Source organism: Lentzea sp. HUAS12 (genome assembly GCF_024125735.1).
Lineage (GTDB): Bacteria > Actinomycetota > Actinomycetes > Mycobacteriales > Pseudonocardiaceae > Lentzea > Lentzea albida.
The window spans coordinates 1,268,734-1,292,712 of the sequence record NZ_CP099738.1 but is presented as its reverse complement, the minus strand read 5'-3'; the positions used below and the strand labels follow the sequence as shown (position 1 = coordinate 1,292,712).

9 protein-coding genes are annotated in these 23,979 nt (G+C 73.6%); 8 read left to right on the top strand and 1 reads right to left on the bottom strand.

Translation table 11 applies throughout. The annotated features are described in order from the left end of the window. Positions 1-151: 151 nt before the first annotated feature. Genes ND450_RS05900 through ND450_RS05865 form a run of 8 tightly spaced genes read left to right on the top strand, consistent with a single transcriptional unit; the run spans position 152 to position 21,504 of the window. On the top strand, positions 152-4,786 hold the full coding sequence (locus ND450_RS05900) for a non-ribosomal peptide synthetase (protein WP_253325137.1): 4,635 nt from the start codon (positions 152-154) through the stop codon (positions 4,784-4,786). Further along, positions 4,783-9,243 carry an amino acid adenylation domain-containing protein gene (locus ND450_RS05895; protein WP_253325136.1) on the top strand — a complete coding sequence of 1,487 codons (4,461 nt, stop codon included), beginning with the start codon at positions 4,783-4,785 and terminating at the stop codon, positions 9,241-9,243. The genes ND450_RS05900 and ND450_RS05895 overlap by 4 nt, the downstream gene beginning before the upstream one ends. A gap of 33 nt (positions 9,244-9,276) precedes the next feature. After that, on the top strand, positions 9,277-9,471 hold the full coding sequence (locus tag ND450_RS05890) for an MbtH family NRPS accessory protein (RefSeq protein WP_089922775.1): 195 nt from the start codon (positions 9,277-9,279) through the stop codon (positions 9,469-9,471). Between the two features lies 1 nt (position 9,472). Further along, positions 9,473-9,763, top strand: a complete 291-nt coding sequence (locus tag ND450_RS05885) for a phosphopantetheine-binding protein (protein WP_253325135.1) — start codon at positions 9,473-9,475, stop codon at positions 9,761-9,763. Then, the gene (locus tag ND450_RS05880) at positions 9,760-10,530 is read left to right on the top strand and encodes a thioesterase II family protein (protein WP_253325134.1); all 771 of its coding nucleotides are present in this window, start codon (positions 9,760-9,762) and stop codon (positions 10,528-10,530) included. The genes ND450_RS05885 and ND450_RS05880 overlap by 4 nt, the downstream gene beginning before the upstream one ends. Next, positions 10,508-11,686, top strand: coding sequence for a cytochrome P450 (locus ND450_RS05875; RefSeq protein WP_253325133.1), 1,179 nt, complete (start codon positions 10,508-10,510; stop codon positions 11,684-11,686). The genes ND450_RS05880 and ND450_RS05875 overlap by 23 nt, the downstream gene beginning before the upstream one ends. 14 nt (positions 11,687-11,700) lie before the next feature. Next, positions 11,701-12,927, top strand: coding sequence for an MFS transporter (locus ND450_RS05870; protein ID WP_253325132.1), 1,227 nt, complete (start codon positions 11,701-11,703; stop codon positions 12,925-12,927). Between the two features lie 15 nt (positions 12,928-12,942). Beyond that, positions 12,943-21,504 (top strand): non-ribosomal peptide synthetase, encoded by an 8,562-nt coding sequence (locus ND450_RS05865; RefSeq protein WP_253325131.1) that lies wholly within the window; start codon positions 12,943-12,945, stop codon positions 21,502-21,504. On the opposite strand, the gene ND450_RS05860 is transcribed toward ND450_RS05865, so the two are convergent. Further along, on the bottom strand, positions 21,501-23,642 hold the full coding sequence (locus ND450_RS05860) for a DEAD/DEAH box helicase (RefSeq protein WP_253325130.1): 2,142 nt from the start codon (positions 23,640-23,642) through the stop codon (positions 21,501-21,503). The two genes, ND450_RS05865 and ND450_RS05860, sit on opposite strands and share 4 nt — an antisense overlap. Positions 23,643-23,979: the final 337 nt, after the last annotated feature.

The window sequence follows — 23,979 nt, the reverse complement described above, 5'->3', positions numbered from 1 at the left end:
GCCGCGAACCGTTGTGCGGCAGGCGGTGCGGCAGCTGCTGGGGCAGGTGGCTGCTTCCGCCAAGGTGCCGCTCGACCTGCCGATCCGGCCGTCGGGGCGCGCCTAGCTTTCGTCTCGAACGTCCACCGCGCACACCGATCCGGAGGGTGACATGTCGCTGCACGAGGAGGTCGGCCGCATCGCGACCGCCGCACCGGATCGCACCGCGGTGCGAATCGGGGGGAGGTCGACCGGCTACGCCGAGCTCGACCGGACGGCGGGCGCGCTGGCCGCGGAACTCGCCGGCGCGGGCCTGCTGCCCGGCGGCGTCGTCGCGGTGCGCAGCCGGTCGAGGGCCGACTACGTGACCGCGATGCTCGCGGTGTGGCGGGCCGGCGGCGTGTACCTGCCGCTCGACCCGGAAGCGCCCGTCGGACGCACGCGGGACATGGTCGGGGACGCCGGCGCGACCCTGATCGTCGAGGACGGCGTCGTCCGCAGGACCGGGATCGCCGCCCGCGGCACGACGGCCGGGCTGGCCTACCTGATCTACACCTCGGGCACCACCGGGCGCCCCAAGGGCGTCGCCGTCGACCACGCCGCGCTGGCCGCCCACGTTCCCGCCATCGCGGAGCGCTTCGGGATCACCGACCAGGACGTCGTCCTGCAGCTCGCGGGCCCGTCGGTCGACGTCGCCGTCGAGCAGGTGCTGACCGCGCTCACCGCGGGCGCCTGCCTGGTGCTGCCCGAACGGCGGTTGCTGTCGGTCGACGAGCTGCTGGGCCTCGTCGAGGACGAGCAGGTCACCGTCGCCAACCTCCCCGCCGGCTACTTCCACGACTTCACCGCCGCCCTGGACCGGGTGCCACCGTCGTTGCGCACCATGGTCTCCGGCAGCGACCGGCTGTCCCCGGCCGCCGCGGCCGAGTGGACCCGGCGCACCGGGGTGCGGCTGCTCAACGCCTACGGCCCCACCGAGACCGTGATCACCGCGACCGTGCACGAGACGGCCGGCGAGACCGGTTCGGTGCCGATCGGCACGCCCGTCGGCGGGCGGCGTGCGCACGTCCTCGACGGCCTGCGCCCGAGCGACGAGGGCGAGCTGTACCTCGGCGGCCCCGAGCTCGCCGTGGGGTACCTGGGCAGCGCGGCGCTGACGGCCGCGCGCTTCCTGCCCGACCCGTCCGGTCCGCCCGGATCGCGCATGTACCGCACCGGCGACACCGTCCGCCGCGGCGCCGACGGCGTGCTCGACTTCGTCGGCCGCGGCGACGACCAGGTCAAGGTCCGCGGCTACCGGGTGGAGCTGGGCGAGGTGCAGCACGCCCTCGCCGCGCACCCGGCTGTGGAGACCTGCGCGGTCGTCCCGCACGGCACCGGCCTCGCCGCCTACGTCACCGGCACCATCGACACCGCCGAGGTGCGCGACTTCCTCGCCCGGCGGCTGCCGGCGCACATGGTCCCCGCCTCGGTGACCCCGCTAGACCGGTTGCCCCTCACCGACGGCGGCAAGGTCGACCGCGCCGCGCTGCCCGCCCCTGCCTCCGCCTCCGCCGAACCCGTCGCCGACGACGCGCCCCGAGACCAGACAGAGCAGCTGCTCGCCGGGATCTGGGCCGACGTCCTGGGCGTTCGCCGGGTCGGCGCGCACGACAACTTCTTCCACCTCGGCGGCGACTCGCTGACCGCCGTCCGGGTCGCGAGCCGCGTTTTCGAGGCGTTCGGACCGGTCTCGCCGTACCTGGTCTTCGAGGCGCCCACGCTCGCCGGGTTCGCCGCCGCGCTGCGCGCCGGGTCGACGCCGGCCCGCCCCGGACCGGTCGCCCGGCCCGGTGCCCCCGCGCCGTTGTCGCGGTTCCAGCGCGGGCTGTGGCTGCGGGAGTGCTGGGAGCCCGGCGGCTCGGTCTACAACGTGCCGTGGCTGTTCCAGTTCTCCGGGCCGCTCGACACCTCCGCGTTGCGCCAGGCGTTGCAGGCGGTGGCCGACCGGCACGACGCGTTGCGCTCGACCGTCGGCACGGACGCGGACATGGCTCCGGTGCTGGTCGTCCACGACCACGTCGAGGTGCCGTTCACCGAGACCCGCGCGGAGCTCGAGGAGCAGGTCGCCGTCGTGGCACAGCTCCCGTTCGACCTGGCCGAGGGGCCGCTGCTGCGCGCCCACCTGGTCCACACCGGTGACGACGAGGCGACCCTCGTGCTCGTCGTGCACCACATCGTCTGGGACGAGAGCTCGCTGCGGGTGCTCGACCGCGAACTCCGCGAGTGCTACCTCGCCGCCGTCGAGGGCCGCTCGCCGCAGCTGCCCGAACTGGCGGTCCAGTACAGCGACTACGCCCGGTGGTCCGCAGAGGACGAGTCCGATGTGGACTACTGGGTCGAGCACCTGCGCGGTGCGCCTTCCGCACCCGCCATCGGCCCGGACCGCGACGGCGGCGCGGGCACCGGACGCGGCGAGGTCCTGCCCTTCGCCTTCGAACCCGAACTGGCCGAGGGGGTGCGCGCGCTCGCCCGTGCCGCCGGCGCGACCCCGTACCTCGTCCTGCTGGCCGCCCTCGTCGAGGTGCACCGCCGTCGCGGGATCGAGGACGTCGTGATCGGCACGCCGGTCAGCGTCCGTGACCGCGCCGAGCTCGACGCCCTCGTCGGCTACTTCATCAACCTGGTCCCGCTGCGCTTCCGGCCCGACGGCGAGGAACTGACCGGCCGCGACCTGCTCGACCACGTCCGGTCGGTGGCGCTCGACGGCTTCCGCCACCAGGGCGTGCCGTTCGAGGAGATCGTCGCCGCGACGTCCGGCGAGCGCGACGGCGGGGGCACTCCCCTGTTCCAGCTCGTGTTCGAGATGCACACCGCCGACGCCGCCACGGCCCCGTACGGCGAGGTCGAGATGCGGAAGAGGTTGCACGCCAACGAGTTCTCCCGGTTCGACCTGTCCTGGTCCGTGGAGGACGACGGCGTCGGCCTCCACGGCCGGGTCGAGTACGCCGCCGACCTGTTCGACCGCGCGACCGCCGCGGCGCTGGGTGCGCAGTGGCGGGCGGTGGTCGAGGAACTGGTCGCCGACGTCGACGCGGAACTGCCCCTGCCGGCCGCGCCCGTCGACATCGACACCCCGGTGCACGTCCGCATCGCCTCGCAGGCCGAGCGGACCCCGGACGCGATCGCCCTGGTGTCCGGCGCGGAGTCGCTGACCTACGCGGAACTCGACGCCACCGCCGACCGGGTGGCCCGGCACCTGCGCGGGCTCGGGGTCGCTCCCGGTGACGTGGTGGCCGTGCGCATCCCGCGGGACACGGCGCTGGTCGTGGCGTTGCTCGCCGTGCTCAAGGCCGGGGCGGCGTACACGTTGCTCGACCCGGACCTGCCCGCCGCCCGCCAGGAGCAGGTGATCGCGGACGCGGGAGTGCGCCTGGTGGTCACCGCCGAGACCGTGGCCGGGGCCGTGGGCGGCGATCAGGACTTCGTCGTTCCGGTCGACGCGGACGCCGTCGCCTGCGTCATGTACACCTCCGGCTCCACCGGCCGTCCCAAGGGCGTCGCCGCGACCCACCGGGCGCTCGCGGCCACCTACAGCGGCCAGGACTACGCCGGGTTCGGCCCCGACGAGGTGTGGTTGCAGTGCTCGCCGGTCTCGTGGGACGCGTTCGGGCTGGAGCTCTACGGGGCGCTGATGTTCGGCGGAACCTGCGTGCTGCACCCCGGCCAGCGGCCCGATCCGCAGACGATGGCCGAACTGGTCGCGCGGCACGGGGTCACGCAGTTGCAGCTGTCGTCGAGCCTGTTCAACTTCCTCGTCGACGAGTTCCCCGAGGTCTTCTCCGGCCTGCGGGTGGCGTTCACCGGCGGTGAGCGCGCCTCGGCCGCCCACATCGCCCGCCTCGCCGAGCGGTACCCGCACGTGCGAGTCGTGAACGGCTACGGGCCTGTGGAGAGCATGGGCTTCACCACGACCCACGACGTGGTGTCGGCCGATCCCACCGCGGCCGTGCCGATCGGCCGGGCCGTGGCGCACAAGGGAGTCCGCGTCCTCGACGACAAGCTGCAGCCCGTCGGCGGCACCGAACTCGGCGAGATCTGGGTGACCGGCGCGGGCCTCGCGCTGGGTTACGTCGCCCAGCCCGGCATCACCGCCGGCCGCTTCCTGCCCGACCCGCTCGGCCCGCCCGGATCGCGGATGTACCGCACCGGCGACATCGGCGGCTGGAACCCCGACGGCACGCTGGCCATCACCGGCCGCGCCGACGACCAGGTCAAGATCCGCGGGTTCCGGGTGGAGCCCGGCGAGGTGGCGGTCGTGCTGGCGGGATGTCCCGGGGTGGGCGACTGCGCGGTCGTGGCGCACGAACCCGAGCCTGGACGGCCGCGTCTCGCCGCCTACGTCACCGCACTCGGCGACGTCGTCCCGGACCTCGCCTCGGTGCACGACTTCCTCACGGGCCTGCTGCCCGACTACATGCTGCCGTCCAGCGTGACCGTCCTCGACGCGCTTCCGTTGACCGCCAACGGCAAACTCGACCGGGCCGCGCTCCCCGCTCCCGCCGAGACCGTCGTCCTGTCGGGCGGACCGGTCACGACCGACGCCGAACGGCTGGTGGCACGGGTGTGGGCCGAGGTGCTCGGGCTCGCCGAAGTGGGCCCTGACGACAACTTCTTCCGCGTCGGCGGCAACTCCCTGGCCGCCGTCCGGGTCGCCATGCACCTGTCCAGCGCGACCGGGTCCCGCGTCCTGCCCCGGCAGGTGTTCGCCGCACGGACCGTCAGCGCCCTCGCCCGCACGCTCGAGACGACTGGAGCAGCACAGTGAGCACCACGACGCCGGTCTCCGGCCTGCAGCGCGGCCTGTGGTTCATGGACCGCTGGACCCCGGGCTCCCCCGCCTACCTCGTGCCGTGGGTCTTCTCGTTCGACGGCGCCGTGGACGCCTCCGTCCTGCACCGCGCCCTGCTGGTGCTGGTCGAACGGCACGAGGCCCTGCGCACGACGTTCGACCTCGGCTCGGACGGTCCCGTTCGGACTGTCCACTCCGGAGCGCGGCTGCCGTTCTCGTCGGTCGCCGTGGACGGGCCGGCCGAGCTGCGGTCGGTGCTGGACCGCGAGACCCGCACCGGCTTCGACCTGGCCGAAGGACCGCTGCTGCGGGCCACCTTCGCGACCGGGCCCGGGGTGGCGGACACGCTCGTCCTGGTGGTGCACCACATCGTGTGGGACGGCTGGTCGGCCGGCGTGTTCGAGCGAGAGCTGGCCGAGGTCTACAACGCCCTGACCGAGGACCGCGAGCCGGAACTCGTTCCGCTGATCGCCGCCGGTGAGGCCGCGACGTCCGGCGACTCACTGGCGTACTGGACCGAACGGCTCGCCGGCGCCCCCGCCGAGCTGGCGCTGCCCACCGACCGCCCGCGCCCGCCCACCCGGACCTTCGCCGGCGGCACCGAGGCGTTCGGCCTGCCGGCGGGCACCTCCGCCCGCATCGGCGACCTGGCCGCCGACCTCGGCGCAACACCGTTCGTGGTGCAGGTGGCCGCGTTCGCCGCACTGCTGCACCGCTACACCGGCGCCCGCGACCTCGTGGTCGGCACCCCGGTCACCACCCGCGACCGCCCCGAACTGGCCGGCGTCGTCGGCTACTTCGTCAACATCATCGCCCTGCGCCTGACCATCGACCCCGCCGCCACCTTCGCCGACCTGGTCGAGCAGGTCCGCGACGCCGCCTTCGACGCCTACGCGTACCTGGACGTGCCGTTCGACGAGGTCGTCGACGCGCTGGCGTTGGAGCGCTCGGCCCGCCACGCACCCCTGGTGCAGGTCGTCTTCGGCGCACACGCCGAGGACCCGTCGCCGCTGCGCTTCGGCGCGGCCACCGCCACCCGGCGCATGCACCACAACGGCACCAGCAAGTTCGACCTGACGTGGTCGACGTTCGACGACGGCGAGCTGCGCGGGGAGGTGGAGTACGCCACGGACCTGTTCGACCGGGAGACCGTGCTGCGGATGGCGGGCCACTGGCGCACGCTGCTCGCGGCGGCGCTGGACGCGCCGGAGGTGGCGCTGTGGCGGCTGAGCCCGCTGGACGCGGCGGAGAGGGCGGCGGCACTGGCACCGCCGCGCGCCGGCTCGGCCCTGGCGCCATCGCACAACGAACAGGCCGTTGCGCCTTCGCCTGCCGCGCAGGAGATTCCTCTACCCCTGCACCGCGCGTTCGAGGCCGCCGCCGACGCCCACCCCGACCGCCTCGCCCTCACCCACGGCGACCGCTCCTGGACCTACGCCGAACTCGACGCCGCCGCCAACCGCGTGGCCCACACCCTGGCCGCCGACGGCGTCCGCAGGGGCGACCGGGTCGGCGTGCTGCTGGAGCGGGGCGAACGGGTCGTCACCACCATCCTCGGCGTCCTCAAGGCCGGCGCCGCCTACGTGCCCGTCGACCTGACCACCCCGCAGGACCGCGCCGACTTCGTCTTCAGCGACACCGGCGTCGACGTGGTCGTCACAGACGACTACCTGACCCACTCGCGCCTCGACGAAGCACCAGAACACCGCCCGGACACCCACGTCGACCCGGCCGACCTCGCCTACATCATCTTCACCTCCGGCTCGACCGGCCGCCCCAAGGGCGTCGCCGTCTCGCACGAGCACGTCGGCCGGTTGATGCGCTCGGGCCACGACCACTTCGAGTTCGCCGAGACCGACGTGTGGACGCTGTTCCACTCCTACGCGTTCGACTGGACGGTCTGGGAGCTGTGGGGCCCGCTGCACCACGGCGGGCGGCTGGTCGTGGTGCCGCGGGTGGTCAGCCGGTCGCCCGAGGCGTTCGCGGACCTGCTGGCCGGCGAAGGCGTCACCCGGTTGTGCCTGACGCCGTCGGCGCTGCGGACGCTGGAGGGCGTGCTGCGCTCGTGGCCGCTTCCGTTGCCCGCGTTGCGATCCGTCATGCTCGGTGGTGAGGCGCTCGACCCGGCCGTGGTCCGGCGGTGGTTCGCGTTGGAGCACTGCCCGCCCGCCGTGCTGTGCAACCTCTACGGCATCACCGAGACCACGGTGCACGTCACCACGCTCGACCTGCCGGACGCGAGCACGTTCCAGCGCAGCCTCGTCGGCGAACCGATGCCGCACCTGTCGGCGCTGGTGCTCGACGAGCGCCTGCAGCCGTGTCCGGTCGGCGTCGCCGGCGAGCTGTACATCGGGGGCGGGTCGCTCGCCAACGGGTACTGGGGGCGGCCGTCGCTCACCGCGCGGCGGTTCCTGCCCGACCCGTACGGCGTCGTGCCCGGCGGCCGGCTCTACCGCACCGGGGACGTCGCCCGGCGGCTGGCCGGTGGTGGTCTGGAGTACGTGGGCCGGTGCGACGACCAGGTCAAGATCCGCGGGTTCCGCATCGAGCTCGGTGAGGTCGAGGCCGCCGTCACCACCCATCCCGCCGTCACCTCGTGCGTGGTGACGGTGCACGACAACAGCCTCGCCGCGTACGTCACGGTCGATGGCGACGCACCGTCGTACGCCGAGTTGCGTGCGTTCCTGGCCGCGTCGCTGCCCGAGCACATGATCCCGGCGACGGCGACAGTGCTCGCGGTGATTCCCCTGACCGTCAACGGCAAGGTCGACCGGGCCGCGCTGCCCGCCCCCGACCTCGGGTCGGTGCGCGACGCCGACGCGCACGTCGAGCCCGCCACGCCGCAGGAACACGCGCTCGCCGAGGTCTACGCCGAGGTGCTCGGGGTCGACGGGGTGGGCGCCGGGGACAACTTCTTCCACCTCGGCGGCGACTCCATCCGCGCCGTCCACCTGGCGGGGAAGCTGCGTGAGCGCGGCTGGACGCTGGAGCTGCCGGACCTGTTCGGCGCGCCGACGCCGGCCGAGCTCGGCCCTCTGCTGAAAACTCTGGCCCGCAACGAAAAGGAGTCCGCGCCGTTCGACCTCGTGTCCGAAAAGGACAGGGCGGCGCTGCCCGACGACGTCGTGGACGCCTACCCGATGGTCGCCATGCAGATGTCGATGATCTTCCACATGGAGCTGTCCGACGACGCGGGCGGCTACCACAACGTCAACAGCTACCGGGTCGCCGGCACGCTCGACGAGACCGCGCTGCGCCGGGCCGTCGCTGACGCCATGACCCGCCACCCGGTCCTGCGGACCACGCTCGACGTCTCGCGTTACAGCGAGCCGCTCCAACTGGTGCACGCCGAGGCGCCGGTCCCGGTCCACGTCACCGACCTGCGCGGGCTGAGCACCGACGAGCAGGACGCCGCGGTCGCCGAGGTGTTCGACGACAACGTCGCCGCGCGCTTCGACCTGCGCACCGCCCCGCTGTTCCGGGTCACCGCCCAGCACCTCGCCGACGACGCCTTCCAGCTCACGGTCGCCGAGCACCACGCCATCCTCGACGGCTGGAGCTTCACGTCGCTGCTCGCCGAGGTCCTGGAACGCCACAGCGCTCTCGCCGCCGACCCGGACAGCACACCGCTGCCGCTCCCGCGGTCGACCTTCCGCGAGTTCGTCGCCGTCGAACGGGAAGCGCTCGCCTCGCGGGAGAGCGAGCGGTACTGGAAGTCCACACTGGACGGAGCGAGCGGCGCGATCTGGTCCAGCGGACCACCCGAGCTCGACGAGCCGGAGATCCCGCGCACGATCGAGCGCGTCCTGCCCGGCGCCGACGCGGTGCTGCGCGACACCGCCCGCAGGCACGGCGTGACGGTGAAGACCGTCGGCCTCGCCGCACATGTCGCCGCGCTGCACCGGATCACCGGCCTGACGCGCTTCGTCACCGGACTGTCGGTCAACGGCCGGCTCGAGACCGACGGCGGCGCCGAGGCGTACGGGCTGTTCCTCAACACCGTCCCGCTGGTGGTCGACCACACCGAGAACGGCGCCGCCCTGGTCAAGGCGATGCACGAGGCCGAGGCGGCGATGCTCCCCCACCGCCGCATGCCGTTCGCCCGGATCGCCCGCCACCTCGCCGACACCCGGCTGGAGGCCTGCTTCGCCTTCCTGCGCTTCCACTCGCTGGGCAGGCTGGCCGACTCCCCGACCAAGCTGCTCGACGACCGCATCGGCTGCGAGCCGACCATGCGTTACGAGCCCACCAACTTCGCCCTCGGCGCCGCCCTGGTGCAGGACCCCTCGTCGGCACGCGTGCTCCTCGCCGTCGACCACCTGCCCTCCGTCGTTCCCGACGACGTCGCCGACGCGTACGCCGACGCCTACGCCGAGGCGCTGCACCTGCTCGCCGAGGACACGGACTCACTGGTTCCGGCGTTCGCCCGCTAGCCCCAGATTTTCCCGTTGGAGAAAGGAAAACCCATGGACGCGTTCACCGACTTCGCCGTGGTGATCAACCACGAGGAGCAGTACTCGATCTGGCCGACGGAGCTGGACGTGCCGGCGGGCTGGCACGCGGTCGGCAAGAGCGGCGCGCAGCAGGAGTGCCTCGACTACATCGACGAGGTGTGGACCGACATCCGCCCGCTGAGCCTGCGCACCGCGCTGGGGGTCTGACATGACCGCCACCACCGACATCGAGGGCGTGGTCGCCGAAGTCTGGGCCGACGTGCTCGGCGTCGAGCAGGTCGCGCCGACCGACGGCTTCTTCGCCCTGGGCGGCTACTCGCAGCAGGCGGTGCGCACCGTGCACCTGCTGCGGGACCGCCTGGGCGTGGCCGTCACCCTGCGGGACCTGATGTCGGCGGGCACGCTCGCCGACTTCACCGCCGCCGTGCGGGCCCGTGCCGAGGCGGGCGCGCCCGCCCGGCCGGTGGTGCGCCTGACCGGCAGGCGCGGTACGCGATGACCACCGCCGTCGCCCGCCCGGTCGTGCTGGACGACTGGTCCTACCTGCCCCGTCCGCAGAGGACGGGGACGCAGCGCCTGGTGTGCTTCCCGCACGCGGGCGGCGACGTCGGCACCTTCGCGGAGCTCGCCGCCGCGGTCGGACCGGACGTCGAGGTGCTCGCCGTCCGGCTCCCCGGCCGGGGCGGGCGCTACACCCACCCGCTGCCGGACACGTTCGCCGAACTGACGTCCGCGGTCGCCGCGGGCATCGGTCCCCGGCTCGGTCCGGACGCGGTGTTCTACGGCCAGAGCTTCGGCGCCCTGCTCGCCCACGAGGTGGCGGTGGCGTTGGGGCACAGGGGTCCCGCGGCGGTCGTGGCCGCCTCGGCGCCCGCCCCGGCCGACTGGGAACGCACGGTCCGGGACGTCACAGCCGACCCCGCCGCGGGAGCGGAGCGGTTGCTCGCCGAGTGCGGGCTGACCGTGCCCGACGACGACGCGGTCCGCGCCATGGTGCTGGCCGTGCTGCGCGCCGACATCGCCGTCGGCGCGACCTACCGGCACCGGCCGGGCCCACCGGCCCGGTTCGCCGTCCACGCCCTGGCGGGTGCCGCCGACTCCGGCGCGAGCCCGCCCGGGACGTGGGCCGGCACCACGACGGGTCCGTTCACGTCGGCGGTGCTGCCCGGCGGGCACCTGCTCGTCGCACCCGGCGACCCCGGGCCGGCCGACCTCCTCCGAACCCTCTGCCTGGGAGCGCGCAGTGACCACGACCACGACAGTTGACCTGACCGACGCCCGCCTCTGGGCAGAACCCGGCATCGGCGCGCTCGTCGACGAGCTGCGCGCCGTCGCCCCCGTCCAGCTCACCCACACCGCCGAGGACGGTCCGGTGTGGTCGGTGCTGTCGTACGAGCACTCGTCCGCCGTGCTGACCGACGCCGCCACGTTCACCTCGGCGGGCGGCTCCCTGCTCGGCACCGGTGGTGCGCCCGCCGGGGCCGGGAAGATGATGGCGCTGACCGACGGCAAGCACCACCGCGACCTGCGGGCACCGCTGCTGCCGTTCTTCTCCCCCAAGGGCGTGCGCGGCAGCGCCGAGCGCATCAACGACCTCGCCGCCCAGGTCGTCGCCGAGGCGGTCGCTCGCCGGCAGGTCGACCTCGTCGAGGTCATGGCCACCGTGCCGCTGGTCGTGATGTGCGACGTCCTGGACATCCCCGAGTCCGACCGCGACATGGTCGTGTCGGTGTGCGACGCGGCGTTCCTCGGCACCACCCCGCAGGACCGCAGGGCCGCCCACCAGCGGCTGCTGCCCTACCTGTTCGACCAGGCGATGCGCCGCCGGATGGCCCCGGCCGGCGACCTGATCAGCGTGCTGGCCACGCACAAGGTGAAGGGCCGCCTGCTGCCGATCGAGGACGTCGTCCTCAACCTGGACAACATCATCGTCGGCGGCGTGCAGACCGTCCGGCACACCGCGGCGATGAGCATCATGGCGCTGCTGGACAACCCCGCGGAGTTCCAGCGGCTGCGCGAAGGCGCCGTCGAGGTCGACTCCGCCACCGACGAACTGCTCCGCTACACCTCCGTCGGCCTGCACGTGCTGCGCACCGCCACCCGCGACGTCCGGCTGGGCGGGGTCGACATCGCGGCCGGCGACAAGGTCGCGGTGTGGACGTGGGCCGCCGACCACGACGCGGCCGCGTTCGACGCCCCTCACGAGCTGCGCCTGGACCGGTCGCCCAACCGCCACCTGGCCCTGGGCGTCGGCCCGCACTACTGCATCGGCGCGCCGCTGGCCAAGGCCGAGCTCGGCGCCGTCTACCGGGCGCTGCTCGACCAGGTCGCCGAGATCGAGGTGTCCGGGGAACCGGTGCACAACCAGTCGATCATCAACTTCGGCTTCGACCACCTGCCCGTCACCCTGCACGCGCGCTGAGAGAGGTCCCTCCCATGTCCCAGACGACGACCGTCGGCGTCGCACCCCCCACCCGAAGGCCCGGCTGGACCCGCGTCGGGATCGTCCTGGGCGGCCAGGGCGTGTCGCTGATCGGCGACCAGGTCTTCTTCATCGCCGCGGTGTGGGCGGCCGCGCAGATGGGCGGCACCACCGCCGTCACGCTGGTCACCCTGGCCGAGTCGGTGCCCCGCGCCCTCGCGATGATCTTCGGCGGGGTGCTGTGCGACGCGCTGGGGCCGCGGGTCGTGTTGCTGCGCACCACCTCCGTGCGGATCGCGGTGCTCGGCGTGGCCACGGTGCTCGCGCTGACCTCGCCGTCGGTGTGGCTGCTCGTCGTGGTGGCCGCGCTGGAAGGCGCGTTGCTGGGCCTGGGCACGCCGTCGTTCGGCACGCTCATGCCGCGCATGGTGGACGGCGACCAGCTCGGCCGCGCGAACTCCGTGCGCACCATGGTCGCCCGGTTCGCGCCGATCATCGGATCGCCGTTCGGCGCGTGGCTCGTCGCCGAAGGGCAGCTGCCGGTCGCCCTCGGCGTGGTGACGGTCGGGTGTGTGGTCGCGCTGCTGTGCCTGGCACCGGTCACCAGGGAGATCTCCGCCCCCACCGGCGCGCCGAGCGGGGTGCCGATGTGGAAGCGCACCGGCGACGGGCTGAAGTTGCTGCGCTCCAACCAGAAGCTGCGCCTGCTGTTCCTCTCCGCGCTGTGCCTCGACTTCGCGTTCGCCTGGCCGATGAACCCGGGCCTGCCGGTGCTCGTGATCGAGCGCGGCTGGCAGGTCTCCGCCGTGGGCCTGGTGATCGCCTGCTGGGCGGGCGGTGCCCTGGCCGGAGCCGGGATCAGCGCCGTCGTCGGCGAGCGCGTCCCCTTGTCGTTCCGGCTCGTGGGCAGTGGTGTCGGCATCGGCGTGCTGCTGGTGGCGATGGTGCTCGCCCCGACGTTGACGGCGATGGCCGTCCTGTCCGTCGCTCTGGGACTCTGCTCAGGCCTCAACGGTCCCGCAGCCGTGACGCTCTACCAGAAGGCCGCCCCGGCCGACCGGCTCGGCACCGCCATGGCGATGCTCGCGCTGGCGGGCATCGGCTGCGCCCCCTTCGCCTACGCCCTCTCCGGCGCCCTCGCCGGCCTCACCTCGCCCGAGCTCGCCTGGGCGGTCACCGCGCTGGTCGCGTTCGGCGGGCCGATCGCGGCCGCCCGCGCGCTGCGGATCCCGTCGGCCTAGAAAGGAAAGCCTCCCATGTCCGCACTGTCGTTCGGCCAGCAGCGCCTGTGGTTCCTCGACCAGCTCGACGGTCCTGGTTCCGCCTACAACGTCCCGGTCGCCCTGCGGCTGCGCGGACCCCTGGACGTCGCCGCCCTGCGCGCCGCCGTGGCGGACGTGGCGGAGCGGCACGAGGTGCTGCGCACCGTGGTCCCGGTGGTGGACGGGACGCCGGGGTACCGGGTGGTGGAGGACGCGAGGCCCCCGTTCGAGGTGGTCGACGCCGCACTGCCCGCGGCACTGATCGCGGCGGCGTCCCGGCCGTTCGACCTCTCCACCGAGATCCCCCTGCGCACCACCCTGTTCCGGGTCGGGCCCGACGAGCACGTGCTCCTGGTGCTGCTGCACCACATCGCGGCCGACGGGGGCTCGTTCGGCCCGCTGCTGCGCGACCTCGACGCCGCCTACACGGCCCGGGTCGCAGGGACCGGCTCGGGCTGGGAGCCGCTGGAGGTGCAGTACGGCGACTTCGCGTTGTGGCAGCAGGAGGTGCTCGGCGACGAAGACGACCCGGGCAGCCTGCTCTCCGAGCAACTGGCGTACTGGGGCGGCAAGCTGGCCGGCCTGCCCGAACGGATCTCGTTGCCCGCCGGTGGTCACGGCACCGGAGCCGGGATCGTGGACGTGGAACTGCCGGCGGAGCTCTGCGCACGGCTGGCCGACGCGGCACGGGCGGCGGGCTGCACGCCCTTCGTCGGGCTGCAGGCGGCCGTCAGCGCCGTGCTGGCCCTGAACGGCGCCGGACCGGACGTCGTGCTGGGCACACCGGTGTCGGGCCGGCAGGACCCCGCACTGGACGACCTCGTCGGGTTCTTCGGCAACACCCTCGCGCTGCGCACCGACCTCTCCGGCGACCCCGGCTTCGGCGAGGTGCTGCGCCGAGCCAAGGAGACCGCGTTCGACGCGTACGCGCACCAGGACGTGCCGTTCGAACGGGTCGTCGAACGGCTCGGCGTGGATCGCGGTTCGAGCGCCCACCCGGTCTACCAGGTCATGCTGGTGCAGCAGGAGGACGCGGCGCCGCCGCGGCTGGGCGATCTCGACGTCACCGTGGAGCCGCTCGACCTCGCCGCGGCCAAGCTCGACCTGAGCGTGGTGTTCGGCCGGCGTGCCGACGGCGGCATGGACTGCCAGCTCGAGTACGCGGCCGACCGGCTCGACCGCGCCTTCGTCGCGCACCTGGGCGAGTCCCTCGTCCGACTGCTCGACGTCGCACTGTCCACTCCGGACCTTCCGCTGTCCCGGCTCGGCCTGCCCGCCACCCCCGCCCCGGTGCGGGCGGAGGAGCCGGTGCTGGTCGAGGAGGTTCCGGTCCGCCGGGAGCCGCGCGACGAGCGCGAACGCATCCTTTGTGGACTGTTCGCCGACGTGCTCGGCCTGGAGTCGGTCGGCGTCCACGACGGGTTCTTCGCGCTGGGCGGGCACTCGCTGCTGGCGACCCGGTTGATCAGCCGCATCGGTGCGGTGCTGGGCGTCAAGCCGGGCCTGCGCACCTTCTTCCGCGCGCCGACCGTCGCCGGGCTGGCCGCGGCCCTCGACCAGGCCTCCGGCGCGGCGCACCCGCCCTTGGTGGCCCGTCCACGCCCCGAGATCGTCCCGCTCTCGCCCGCCCAGCAGGGACTGTGGTTCCTCTCGGGCGTGCGCGGCCAGGACCGCGCCTACACGATCCCGTTGACCCTGCGGTTGAGCGGAAGCGTGGACATGCCCGCGCTCACCGCTGCCTTGCGCGATGTGGTCACGCGGCACGAGAGCCTGCGCACGGTGTTCCCCGCCGTCGACGGGCAGCCCCGCCAGCACGTCCTGGCCGAGTTCGGCGACGTGCTCACCACGCGCCGTTGTGCCGCCTCCGACCTCGACCGGCTCGTGGACGAAGCCGCCCGCGCGCCGTTCGACCTCGCCGCCGACCTCCCGTTGCGCGCGACGCTGCTCTCCACGAGCGACACCGAGTCCGTGCTCGTGCTCTCCCTGCACCACATCGCGAGCGACGGCGTGTCGAGCGGCCCGCTGCTGCGCGACCTGGGCACCGCCTACGAGGCCAGGCTGGTGGGTCGCGAGCCCGGCTGGGCGCCGCTGCCGGTGCAGTACGCCGACTACACGCTCTGGCAACGGGAACTGGACCTCGACGGGCGGATCGAGCACTGGAAGACCGCGCTCGACGGCCTGCCCGAAGAGCTCGCCCTGCCCTACGACCGCTCCCGCCCGGCCGACCCGACCCACGCCAAGGACGCCGTCACCGCCCGCGTCGACGCCGGCACCCACGCCTCCCTGACCGCTTTGGCGCGGGCCAACCAGGCGACGCTGTTCATGGTCGTGCACGCCGCACTCGCCGCCGCGCTCACGCGCATGGGCGCGGGCACCGACGTCGTCGTCGGCACGCCCGTCGCGGGCCGCGCCGACGAGGTCCTCGACGACCTGGTCGGGTTCTTCGTCAACTCCCTGGTGCTGCGGGTGGACACCGGCGGCGGACTCGCGTTCACCGAGCTGCTGGCCCGCGTCCGCGACGCCGACCTGGCCGCCTACGCCGCCGCCGACGTGCCGTTCGACCGGCTCGTCCAGGAGCTCAACCCGCCGCGCGTGCTCGCCCGCCACCCGCTGTTCCAGGTGGCGCTGTCGCTGACCGGCGGCGGGGACTCCGATGATCCGAAGTGGACAGGGCTCGACGTCCGCCTCGACGACGGCGCGCAGGGCAACGCGAAGTTCGACCTGACCCTGACCGTCGACGAGAAGCCGCGCGGCACGGGGCTGGACTGCACGCTGGAGTTCGCCACCGACCTGTTCGACCCGGCCACCGCACGCCGCCTGCTCACCGCCGTCACCCTGGTCCTCGACGCCGTCGCCGCCGATCCCGGCCAGGCCGTCGACCGCCTGCCCGTGCTCGACACCACCGACAGCGCGCTGGTGCTGCGCGAGTGGAACGACACCGGCGCGCCCTTCCCGGACGAGACCGTGCACGCCCTGTTCTCCGCCCGCGCCGCCACCCACCCCGACGCCGTCGCGCTGATCACCGACGACGCTCACGTCGGCTACCGCGAGCTGGACGAGCGGTCCCACCGCGTCGCGCGCCACCTGCGCGACTCCGGCGTGCGGCGCGGGGACGTCGTTGGCATCGCACTGGAACGCGGCGTCGACCTCGTGGCCGCCGTGCTCGGCGTGTTCAAGGCGGGCGCGGCGTACACCGTGCTCGACCCCGCGCTGCCGGCCGAGCGCGTCCGCGAGATCAGCACCGGCGCCGGGGTCGGCGAGGTCCTGACCCCGGCACGGATGGCGGCGGCCACCGCGCTGTCCGCCGCGCCCGTCGAAGTTCCGGGCGCGCCCACTGACGCCGCGTGCGTCATGTTCACCTCGGGCTCGACCGGGCGTCCCAAGGGGATTTTGAGCTCGCACCGCTCGATCGTGGCGAGCCTGCTGTCGCAGTCGTTCCTGGACTTCGGCGCGGAGGAGGTGTGGCTGCAGTGCTCGCCGGCGTCGTGGGACGCGTTCGTGCTGGAGCTGTTCGGGCCGCTGCTGACGGGGGCGGCCTGCGTGCTGCACCCCGGCTCGCGCCCCGAACCCGCGGTCGTCGCCCGGCTCATCCCCCGGCACGCCGTGACCACCGCCTACCTGTCGGCCAGTCTGTTCAACTACCTCGTCGACGAGCACCCGGACGTCTTCGCCGGGATGCGCCAGGTGATGACCGGCGGTGAGGCCGCCTCCACCCGCCACGTCGGTGAACTGCTGCGCCGCCACCCGCACGTCCGCCTGGTCAACGGCTACGGCCCGGTCGAGAACATGATCATCGGCACCAGCCACGAGCTGACGCCGGCCGACGCGCTCGGCCGGTCGGTCCCGATCGGCCGCTCCCTCGCCAACAAGCGCACGCACGTGCTCGACGCCGCCCTCCAGCCCGTGCCACCCGGTGTGGTCGGCGAGGTGTACCTGTCCGGCCTCGGCCTCGCCGAGGGCTACCTCGGCCAGTCCGGCCTCACCGCGGGACGGTTCGTCACCAGCCCGTTCGACGGGCCCGGTGAGCGCATGTACCGCACCGGCGACCTGGGGCGCTGGAATGCCGACGGCGTGCTGGAGTACGTCGGCCGCACCGACGACCAGGTCAAGATCCGCGGTTTCCGGGTGGAGCCGGGCGAGGTCGGCGCGGTGCTGACCCGGCACCCCGGGGTCGCCCAGGCCGCGGTGGTGGTGCGGGAGGACCGGCCCGGGGACAAGCGGCTGGTGGCGTATCTGGTGCCGGCGGACGGCAGGCTGGACACCGGCCAGGTCGGTGGGCCCGGCACCGCCGAAGCCCGCGTGCTCGACACCGCCGCCGTCCGTGCGCACGCCGCCGCCGCGCTCCCCGACTACCTCGTGCCCAGCGCGTTCGTCGTGCTCGACGCCCTTCCCCTCACCCCCAACGGCAAGCTCGACCGCCGCGCCCTGCCCGTCCCGTCGGCCGAGGCCCCCACCGACCAGGCCAGGCCGCGCACGGCCCGCGAGGAGATCCTCTGCGGGATGTTCGCCGACGTGCTCGGCGTCGAGGAGGTCGGCGTCCGCGACGGCTTCTTCGACCTCGGCGGCCACTCGCTGCTGGCGGCCAAGCTGATCGCCCGCGTCCGCACCACGTTCGACGCGGAGCTCGCGCTCGCCGACCTGTTCGCCGACCCGACCGTCGAGGGTGTCGCGGCCGCCGTCGACCGCGCCGCGGGCAGGCCCGTGCGCCCGGCTCTCACCGCGGGGCCCCGGCCGCGGGTGCTGCCGCTGTCGCCCGCCCAGTCCCGGCTGTGGTTCCTCAACCGCCTCGAGAACCAGGGCGCGGGCTACGCCGTCCCGTACGCGCTGCGGCTGACCGGCGCGCTCGATCGCGCCGCGCTCGAAGCCGCCCTGCACGACGTGGTCGACCGGCACGAGGCGCTGCGCACCGTCTTCCCCGAGGTGGACGGCACCCCGTGCCAGGTCGTGCTCGACGACTGGCGGCCCGCGCTGCACGTCGTCGAGGACGCCGACCTCGACAGCGCGCTCACCGACGCCGCCCGGCAGGAGTTCGACCTCGCCACCGAGGCGCCCGTGCGCACGACGCTGTTCACCGTCGGACCCGACGAGCACGTGCTCCTGTTGCTGCTGCACCACATCGCCGTCGACGGCGCGTCCCTCGGGCCGCTGGTCCGCGACCTGCGCACCGCCTACACCGCGCGGCTGGAGGGCGCCGAGCCCGGCTGGGCACCCTTGCCGGTGCAGTACGCGGACTACACGTTGTGGCAGCGCGACCTGCTCGACTCGCTGCTGGCGGGCCAGGTCGAGCACTGGCGTGGCGCGCTCGCGGGGCTGCCCGACGAGCTGGCGCTGCCCGCCGACCGCGCCCGTCCCGCCGTCGCCACCCACCGGGGTGGCACGGTGCCCGTCGAGATCGGCGCCGCCCTGCACGCCCGGCTGCTGGAGCTGGCCCGCGAGCACCGCGTGACGCTGTTCATGGTCCTGCAGGCCGCGCTCGCGACGCTGCTCACCCGCGTCGGCGCGGGCACGGACATCCCGATCGGCACCCCTGTCGCCGGTCGCGCGGACCGCGCCCTCGACGACGTCGTCGGGTTCTTCGTCAACACGCTCGTGCTGCGCGTCGACACGGCGGGCGACCCCGCGTTCACCGACGTGCTCGCCAGGGTCCGGGAGACCGACCTGCGCGCGTTCGAGCACCAGGACGTGCCGTTCGAGCGGCTCGTGCAGGAGCTGAACCCGGCGAGGTCGCTCGCGAGGCACCCGTTGTTCCAGGTGTCGCTGGTGCTGCAGAACAACGACCAGGCCGACCTGTCGCTGCCGGGCCTCGCCGTCACCGAGCACGAGATCGGCGCGGAGAGCGTCAAGTTCGACCTGGGGCTGGGCTTCGCCGAGTCCACGAGCGGTGGGCTGGACGGTTCTCTCGCCTACTCCGCCGACCTGTTCGACGCCGAGACCGCGCGGGACCTGGCCGACCGGTTCGTCCGCGTGCTGGCCGCCGTCGCCGCCGAACCCGGCCGGCGCATCCGCGAGATCGAGGTGCTCGCTCCGGCCGAGCGCGTGCGGATCCTGCAGGGCTGGAACGACACCGACGCCGACGTGCCCGCCACGACGTTGCCCGCGCTCTTCGCCGCCCAGGTCGCCCGCACCCCGCACGCGCCCGCGGTGGAGTTCGACGGCACCGGCCTGACCTACGCCGAACTGGACGACCGCGCCACCGCGCTGGCCCGCGCCCTGCACCGCGAGGGCGCCGCTCCGGGCCGCACGGTCGGCGTGGCGCTGCCGCGCTCGCTGGAGCTGATCGTCGCGCTGTACGCCGTGCACAAGACGGGCGCGGCCTACCTGCCCGTCGACCCCGGCTACCCGGCCGACCGGGTGGCGCACATGGTGTCCGACGCCGACCCGGTGCTCGTGCTGACCCCGGAGTCGCTCGCCGCTCTGCCCGCGGCGACCGAGGACGTCCCGCTGCCGTCGGCGACCCCGGACGACGCGGCGTACGTCATCTACACCTCCGGCTCCACCGGCAAGCCGAAGGGCGTGGTCGTCCCGCACTCCGGCATCGTGAACCGCCTGCTGTGGATGCAGGACCGCTACCGCCTCACCCCGGCGGACCGCGTCCTGCAGAAGACCCCGTCGAGCTTCGACGTGTCGGTGTGGGAGTTCTTCTGGCCGCTGATCACGGGCGCCGTCCTGGTCGTCGCGAAACCCGAGGGCCACAAGGACCCCGCGTACCTCGCGGACCTGATCGAGGACGCGGGCGTCACCGTCGCCCACTTCGTGCCGTCGATGCTGGAGGTCTTCACCGCCTCCGTCGCGCCCGGCCGCTGTCCCGGGCTGCGCCAGGTGGTCTGCAGCGGCGAGGCACTCCCCACGCCGTTGGCCGAGCGCTTCGCCGCAGGATTCGCCGCCCACCTCGACAACCTCTACGGCCCCACCGAGGCGTCCGTGGACGTGACGTGGCAACGGTTCCGGCACGACCCGACGCCGTCCGTCCCCATCGGACGTCCGGTGTGGAACACCCAGGTCTACGTCCTCGACCCCGCGCTGTCCCCGGTGCCCGCCGGCGCGACCGGGGAGCTCTACCTCTCCGGCACGCAGCTGGCCACCGGTTACCTGAACCGCCCGTCCACCACCGGTCAGCGCTTCGTGCCCAACCCCCACCGGCCTGGAGAGCGGATGTACCGCACCGGTGACCTGGTCCGCTGGCACGCCGGTGGAGTGCTGGAGTACCTGGGGCGCACCGACGACCAGGTCAAGATCCGCGGGGTGCGGATCGAGCTGGGCGAGGTGGCGGCGGCGGTCTCCGCGCACCCGTCGGTGATGCAGGCGGCCGCGGTGGTCCGGGAGGACCGGCCCGGGGACAAGAAGCTGGTCGTCTACGTCGTGCCCGTGGGGCCGGCCGGTTCCGGCCCGGCTCCGGGAACGGAGTTCGCCGGCTTCGACCCGGCCGCGGTGCGCGAGTTCGCGGCGCGATCCCTGCCCGAGGCCATGGTCCCCGCGGCCGTCGTCCCGGTGGCCGAACTGCCGCTGAGCCCGTCCGGCAAGCTCGACCGCAGGGCCCTGCCCGCCCCCGACTTCACCCGCACCCCGAGCCGCGCACCCCGCGACCACCGCGAACGCGTCCTCTGCGCCCTGTTCGCCGACGTCCTCGGCCTCGACTCCGTCGGCGTCGACGACGACTTCTTCGACCTGGGCGGCCACTCCCTGCTCGCCACCCGCCTGGTCGACCGCGTGCGCCGGGCCCTCGGTGTCCGCGCGACCATCCGGTCCGTCTTCGACGCCCCGACCCCCGCGGGGATGGCCACCCGCCTCGACGAGGCGGAGACCGACCCGCTCAACGTCCTGCTCCCGTTGCGCTCCACCGGTTCGAAGGCGCCGCTGTTCTGCGTCCACCCGGCCGCGGGCATCGGCTGGGTCTACTCAGGACTGCTCCGCCACCTCGACGACCGCCCCGTCCACGCGCTGCAGTCCAGGGCCCTCACCGAGCCGTGGTCCGGCACGCTGGACGAGATGGTCAAGGACTACGTCGCCGAGATCCGCGCCGTCCAGCCCGAGGGGCCGTACCACCTGCTGGGCTGGTCGTTCGGGGCCCAGGTGGCGCATGCGATCGCGACCCGGCTGCAGGCCGAGAACGCGGAGGTCGCGTTCCTGGCGCTCCTCGACGGCTACCCCGGCAACTCTGCGGGCACGGCGACGAACGCGGGGTCGACGAACACAATGCCTGCCACCGCCTCCGACCCGACCGCGGACCTCCTGGTCTCCCTCGGGCGCACGTCCCTGGACGACCTGGTCCCGGTCCTCGGTGCCCGAGCCGTGGCCGCCCTTCCGGCCGTCTTCGCCCACAACCGGCACCTGTCCGACACCCACACCCCCACGACCCCCTACCGCGGCGACGCCCTGTTCTTCCTGGCCACCGAGGGCCGCACCGAGTCCTCGCCGCACCCCGACGCGTGGGCCCCGCACATCACCGGGACCCTCCACCTCCACCCCGTCCCGACCACCCACGGCGACATGACCCACCCCGTCGCCCTGGCGGAGATCGGGGCCACGATCGGCGGCCACTTGAACAGCAAGTACTAGAGCCCAAGGCGCTGCTGTTCGGCCTGCACCACCCGCTGCTCCACCGACACGGCGGAGTCCAGCGCGCTCGCGTGCGAGTGCTTCGTGTCGCTCTCGCGCGCGTAGTGGTCGAACAGCAGGGTCTTGTGGTCGCGGATCTCCTGGACGCGCGCGTCCACGCTGTCCTTGACCAGCAACCGGTGCACGTGCACCTTGCGCACCTGGCCCATGCGGTGGCACCGGGCGATCGCCTGGTCCTCCGTGCTCGGCTTCCACTGCGGCTCCGTGATGATCACCACGGACGCGGCCTGGATGTTGAGGCCCACGCCGCCCGCCTCGATCTGGGCGAGCAGCACGGCGTGGTCCTCGCCGGCCGTGAAGGCGTCCACCAGCTCCTGACGGCCCTGTGCCGAGGTGGCGCCGGTCAGGGGTCCGAAGGCCTCCACGTGGTCGGCGACGGCGTCCAGCACGTCGTGGAAGTACGAGAACACCACGACCTTCCAGCCGTTGTCCCTCGACTCCTCGACGATCTCCAGCAGCCGCTCCAGCTTCGCCGAGCCGCGGGGTGTGCGCGGGGTGTAGGCGGCGCGGCGCATCGCCATCAGGTTGCCCTCGCGCACGGCGTCGAGGTAGGCGGCGCGGTCCTGCTTGCCGAACTCGACCCAGTCCTCCACCTCGAGCAGCTCCGGCAGCTCTCCGAGCACGTCCTCCTGGTTGCGGCGCAGGTAGACCGGCGCGACGACGCGGCGGAACGCCTTCGCCCCCACCACGGCGTCGGTGGCGCCCGTGCGGGCCGCGACGCCCGGCTGGAGGTAGGCGACGAGGTTGCGGAACTCCTCGACGCGGTTCTCCATCGGCGTGCCGGTGAGGAGCACGGCTCGTTCCGCGCGCTGCACGACCGCGTTGACCGCCTGCGAGCGCTGCGTGTCCGGGTTCTTCACGTAGTGCGCCTCGTCGACGACGACCAGCGTCGGGCGGAAGCGCTTCGGCAGCACCAGTTTCGGCAGGGTGCCGAACGTCGTCACGCCGACGCCGCCCTGCGCCAGCCACTTCTCCACCGCGCCGTCGCGACCCGTGCCGTGCAGCCGGTGCGGCACGAGGTCGCTGTGCCTCGCGATCTCGTTGACCCAGTTGACGACGACGCTCGCCGGGCAGACCACGAGAAAGCCCTTGCGGCCACCGGCGGCGAGGCTCGCCATCACCGCGACGGCCTCGATCGTCTTGCCCAGTCCCATCTCGTCACCGATGATGACGCGCTTGCGAGCCAGCGCGAACTTGGCCCCGAACTCCTGGTAGCCGCGCAGCGACACCTTCAGCAGGCTGGTGTCCAGCGGGGTCGCGTCGACCTCGTGCTCGATCTCGGCCGGGACGAAACCGTTGGCGGCACTGCGATCCGGCACCGCGTCCGCACCCGCGAGGTCGGCGAGGAGCGTGTTGTAGGCGGCCGCGTCGAGTTCGTAGTCGCGCCAGAGCGCGCGGTGGTCCAAATCCGGCACGCGCAGCTGCGTGCCCACGGCGCGCAACGCCGCCACGTCACGGCCGGCGAGCAGCGCTTCGAGCCGGCCGAGCGAGTCGAGGGCGGCCTGCCGGGTCCTGCGCAGCGAGAAGAACATCCGCACACGGCTCGCGGCACGGGACGCGGCGCGCACGTCCGCGTCGACCCTGCCCAGCACGTCCCCGAGCGCCTCGTGCAGCGGGCCGACGAGCTGGTTCGCCCTGCGCAGCTTGGACATCAGCTGCAGCAGCTCGGTCTGGAGGCGGTCGGCGCGGTCGGGGTTCAGCCGGACGGTCGTGTCGCGCGCGATGCCGTCGAGCACGGCACGGGCGACCCGCACGATCTGCTCGGCGGACTGCCTGCCGATGCCGGGCACGCGGTCGAGCTGGTCCGGGCGCGCCGCGGCGACGTCGGCGACGGTCCGGTACCCGGCCTCCTTCAGCGTGCTCAGCCGGAGGTTCGCCCTGGTGTCGCGGAGCTTCTCGACCGGCATGGCGCTGAGCTGCTCGGCCACCAGCGCGTCCCGCACCGCCTGGTACCGCTCGGCCACGAGCGCGAGCAGCCGGTCCGGTTCCGCGCGCACCCCCGCCGCCTCGGCGCGGAACGCCTTCGCGGCGGCCAGCACCTCACGAGCACGGCCACCGACCTTCGACGAGTCGTCCACCCGTGTCCTTCCGTCAGGCGGCCCGCAGGATATCGAACCGGGATCTGATCCGAAGGGGGTTTCCGATCGCGTCGGTGGCGCACGGACTTCCACGTCCGGATGCCGAAGGCATGCCCAGCGGTCAACCGGACGACGATCCCCTTCCCGCGGAACAAGACGGCACGTCGAACACCATCAACGGCTCGGTGTACGCGACCTCCGTGCAGGCGGGGAGCATCGGGTCGATCATCATCGGTGCTCCGAAACCGGCTTCCCCGCCGTCCCGGCACCACCTGCGGCTGTACCTGGCCCAGGTCGAACTGGGCGTCGTCGGGGCCGGCACGGTGATCAGCAGGCG

Bases quoted from the DNA above. Each gene is read 5' to 3' on its own strand.
- ND450_RS05870 (WP_253325132.1), top strand. From the start codon at position 11,701: ATGTCCCAGACGACGACCGTCGGCGTCGCACCCCCCACCCGAAGGCCC.
- ND450_RS05865 (WP_253325131.1), top strand. From the start codon at position 12,943: ATGTCCGCACTGTCGTTCGGCCAGCAGCGCCTGTGGTTCCTCGACCAG.
- ND450_RS05880 (WP_253325134.1), top strand. From the start codon at position 9,760: ATGACCACCGCCGTCGCCCGCCCGGTCGTGCTGGACGACTGGTCCTAC.
- ND450_RS05900 (WP_253325137.1), top strand. From the start codon at position 152: ATGTCGCTGCACGAGGAGGTCGGCCGCATCGCGACCGCCGCACCGGAT.
- ND450_RS05890 (WP_089922775.1), top strand. From the start codon at position 9,277: ATGGACGCGTTCACCGACTTCGCCGTGGTGATCAACCACGAGGAGCAG.
- ND450_RS05885 (WP_253325135.1), top strand. From the start codon at position 9,473: ATGACCGCCACCACCGACATCGAGGGCGTGGTCGCCGAAGTCTGGGCC.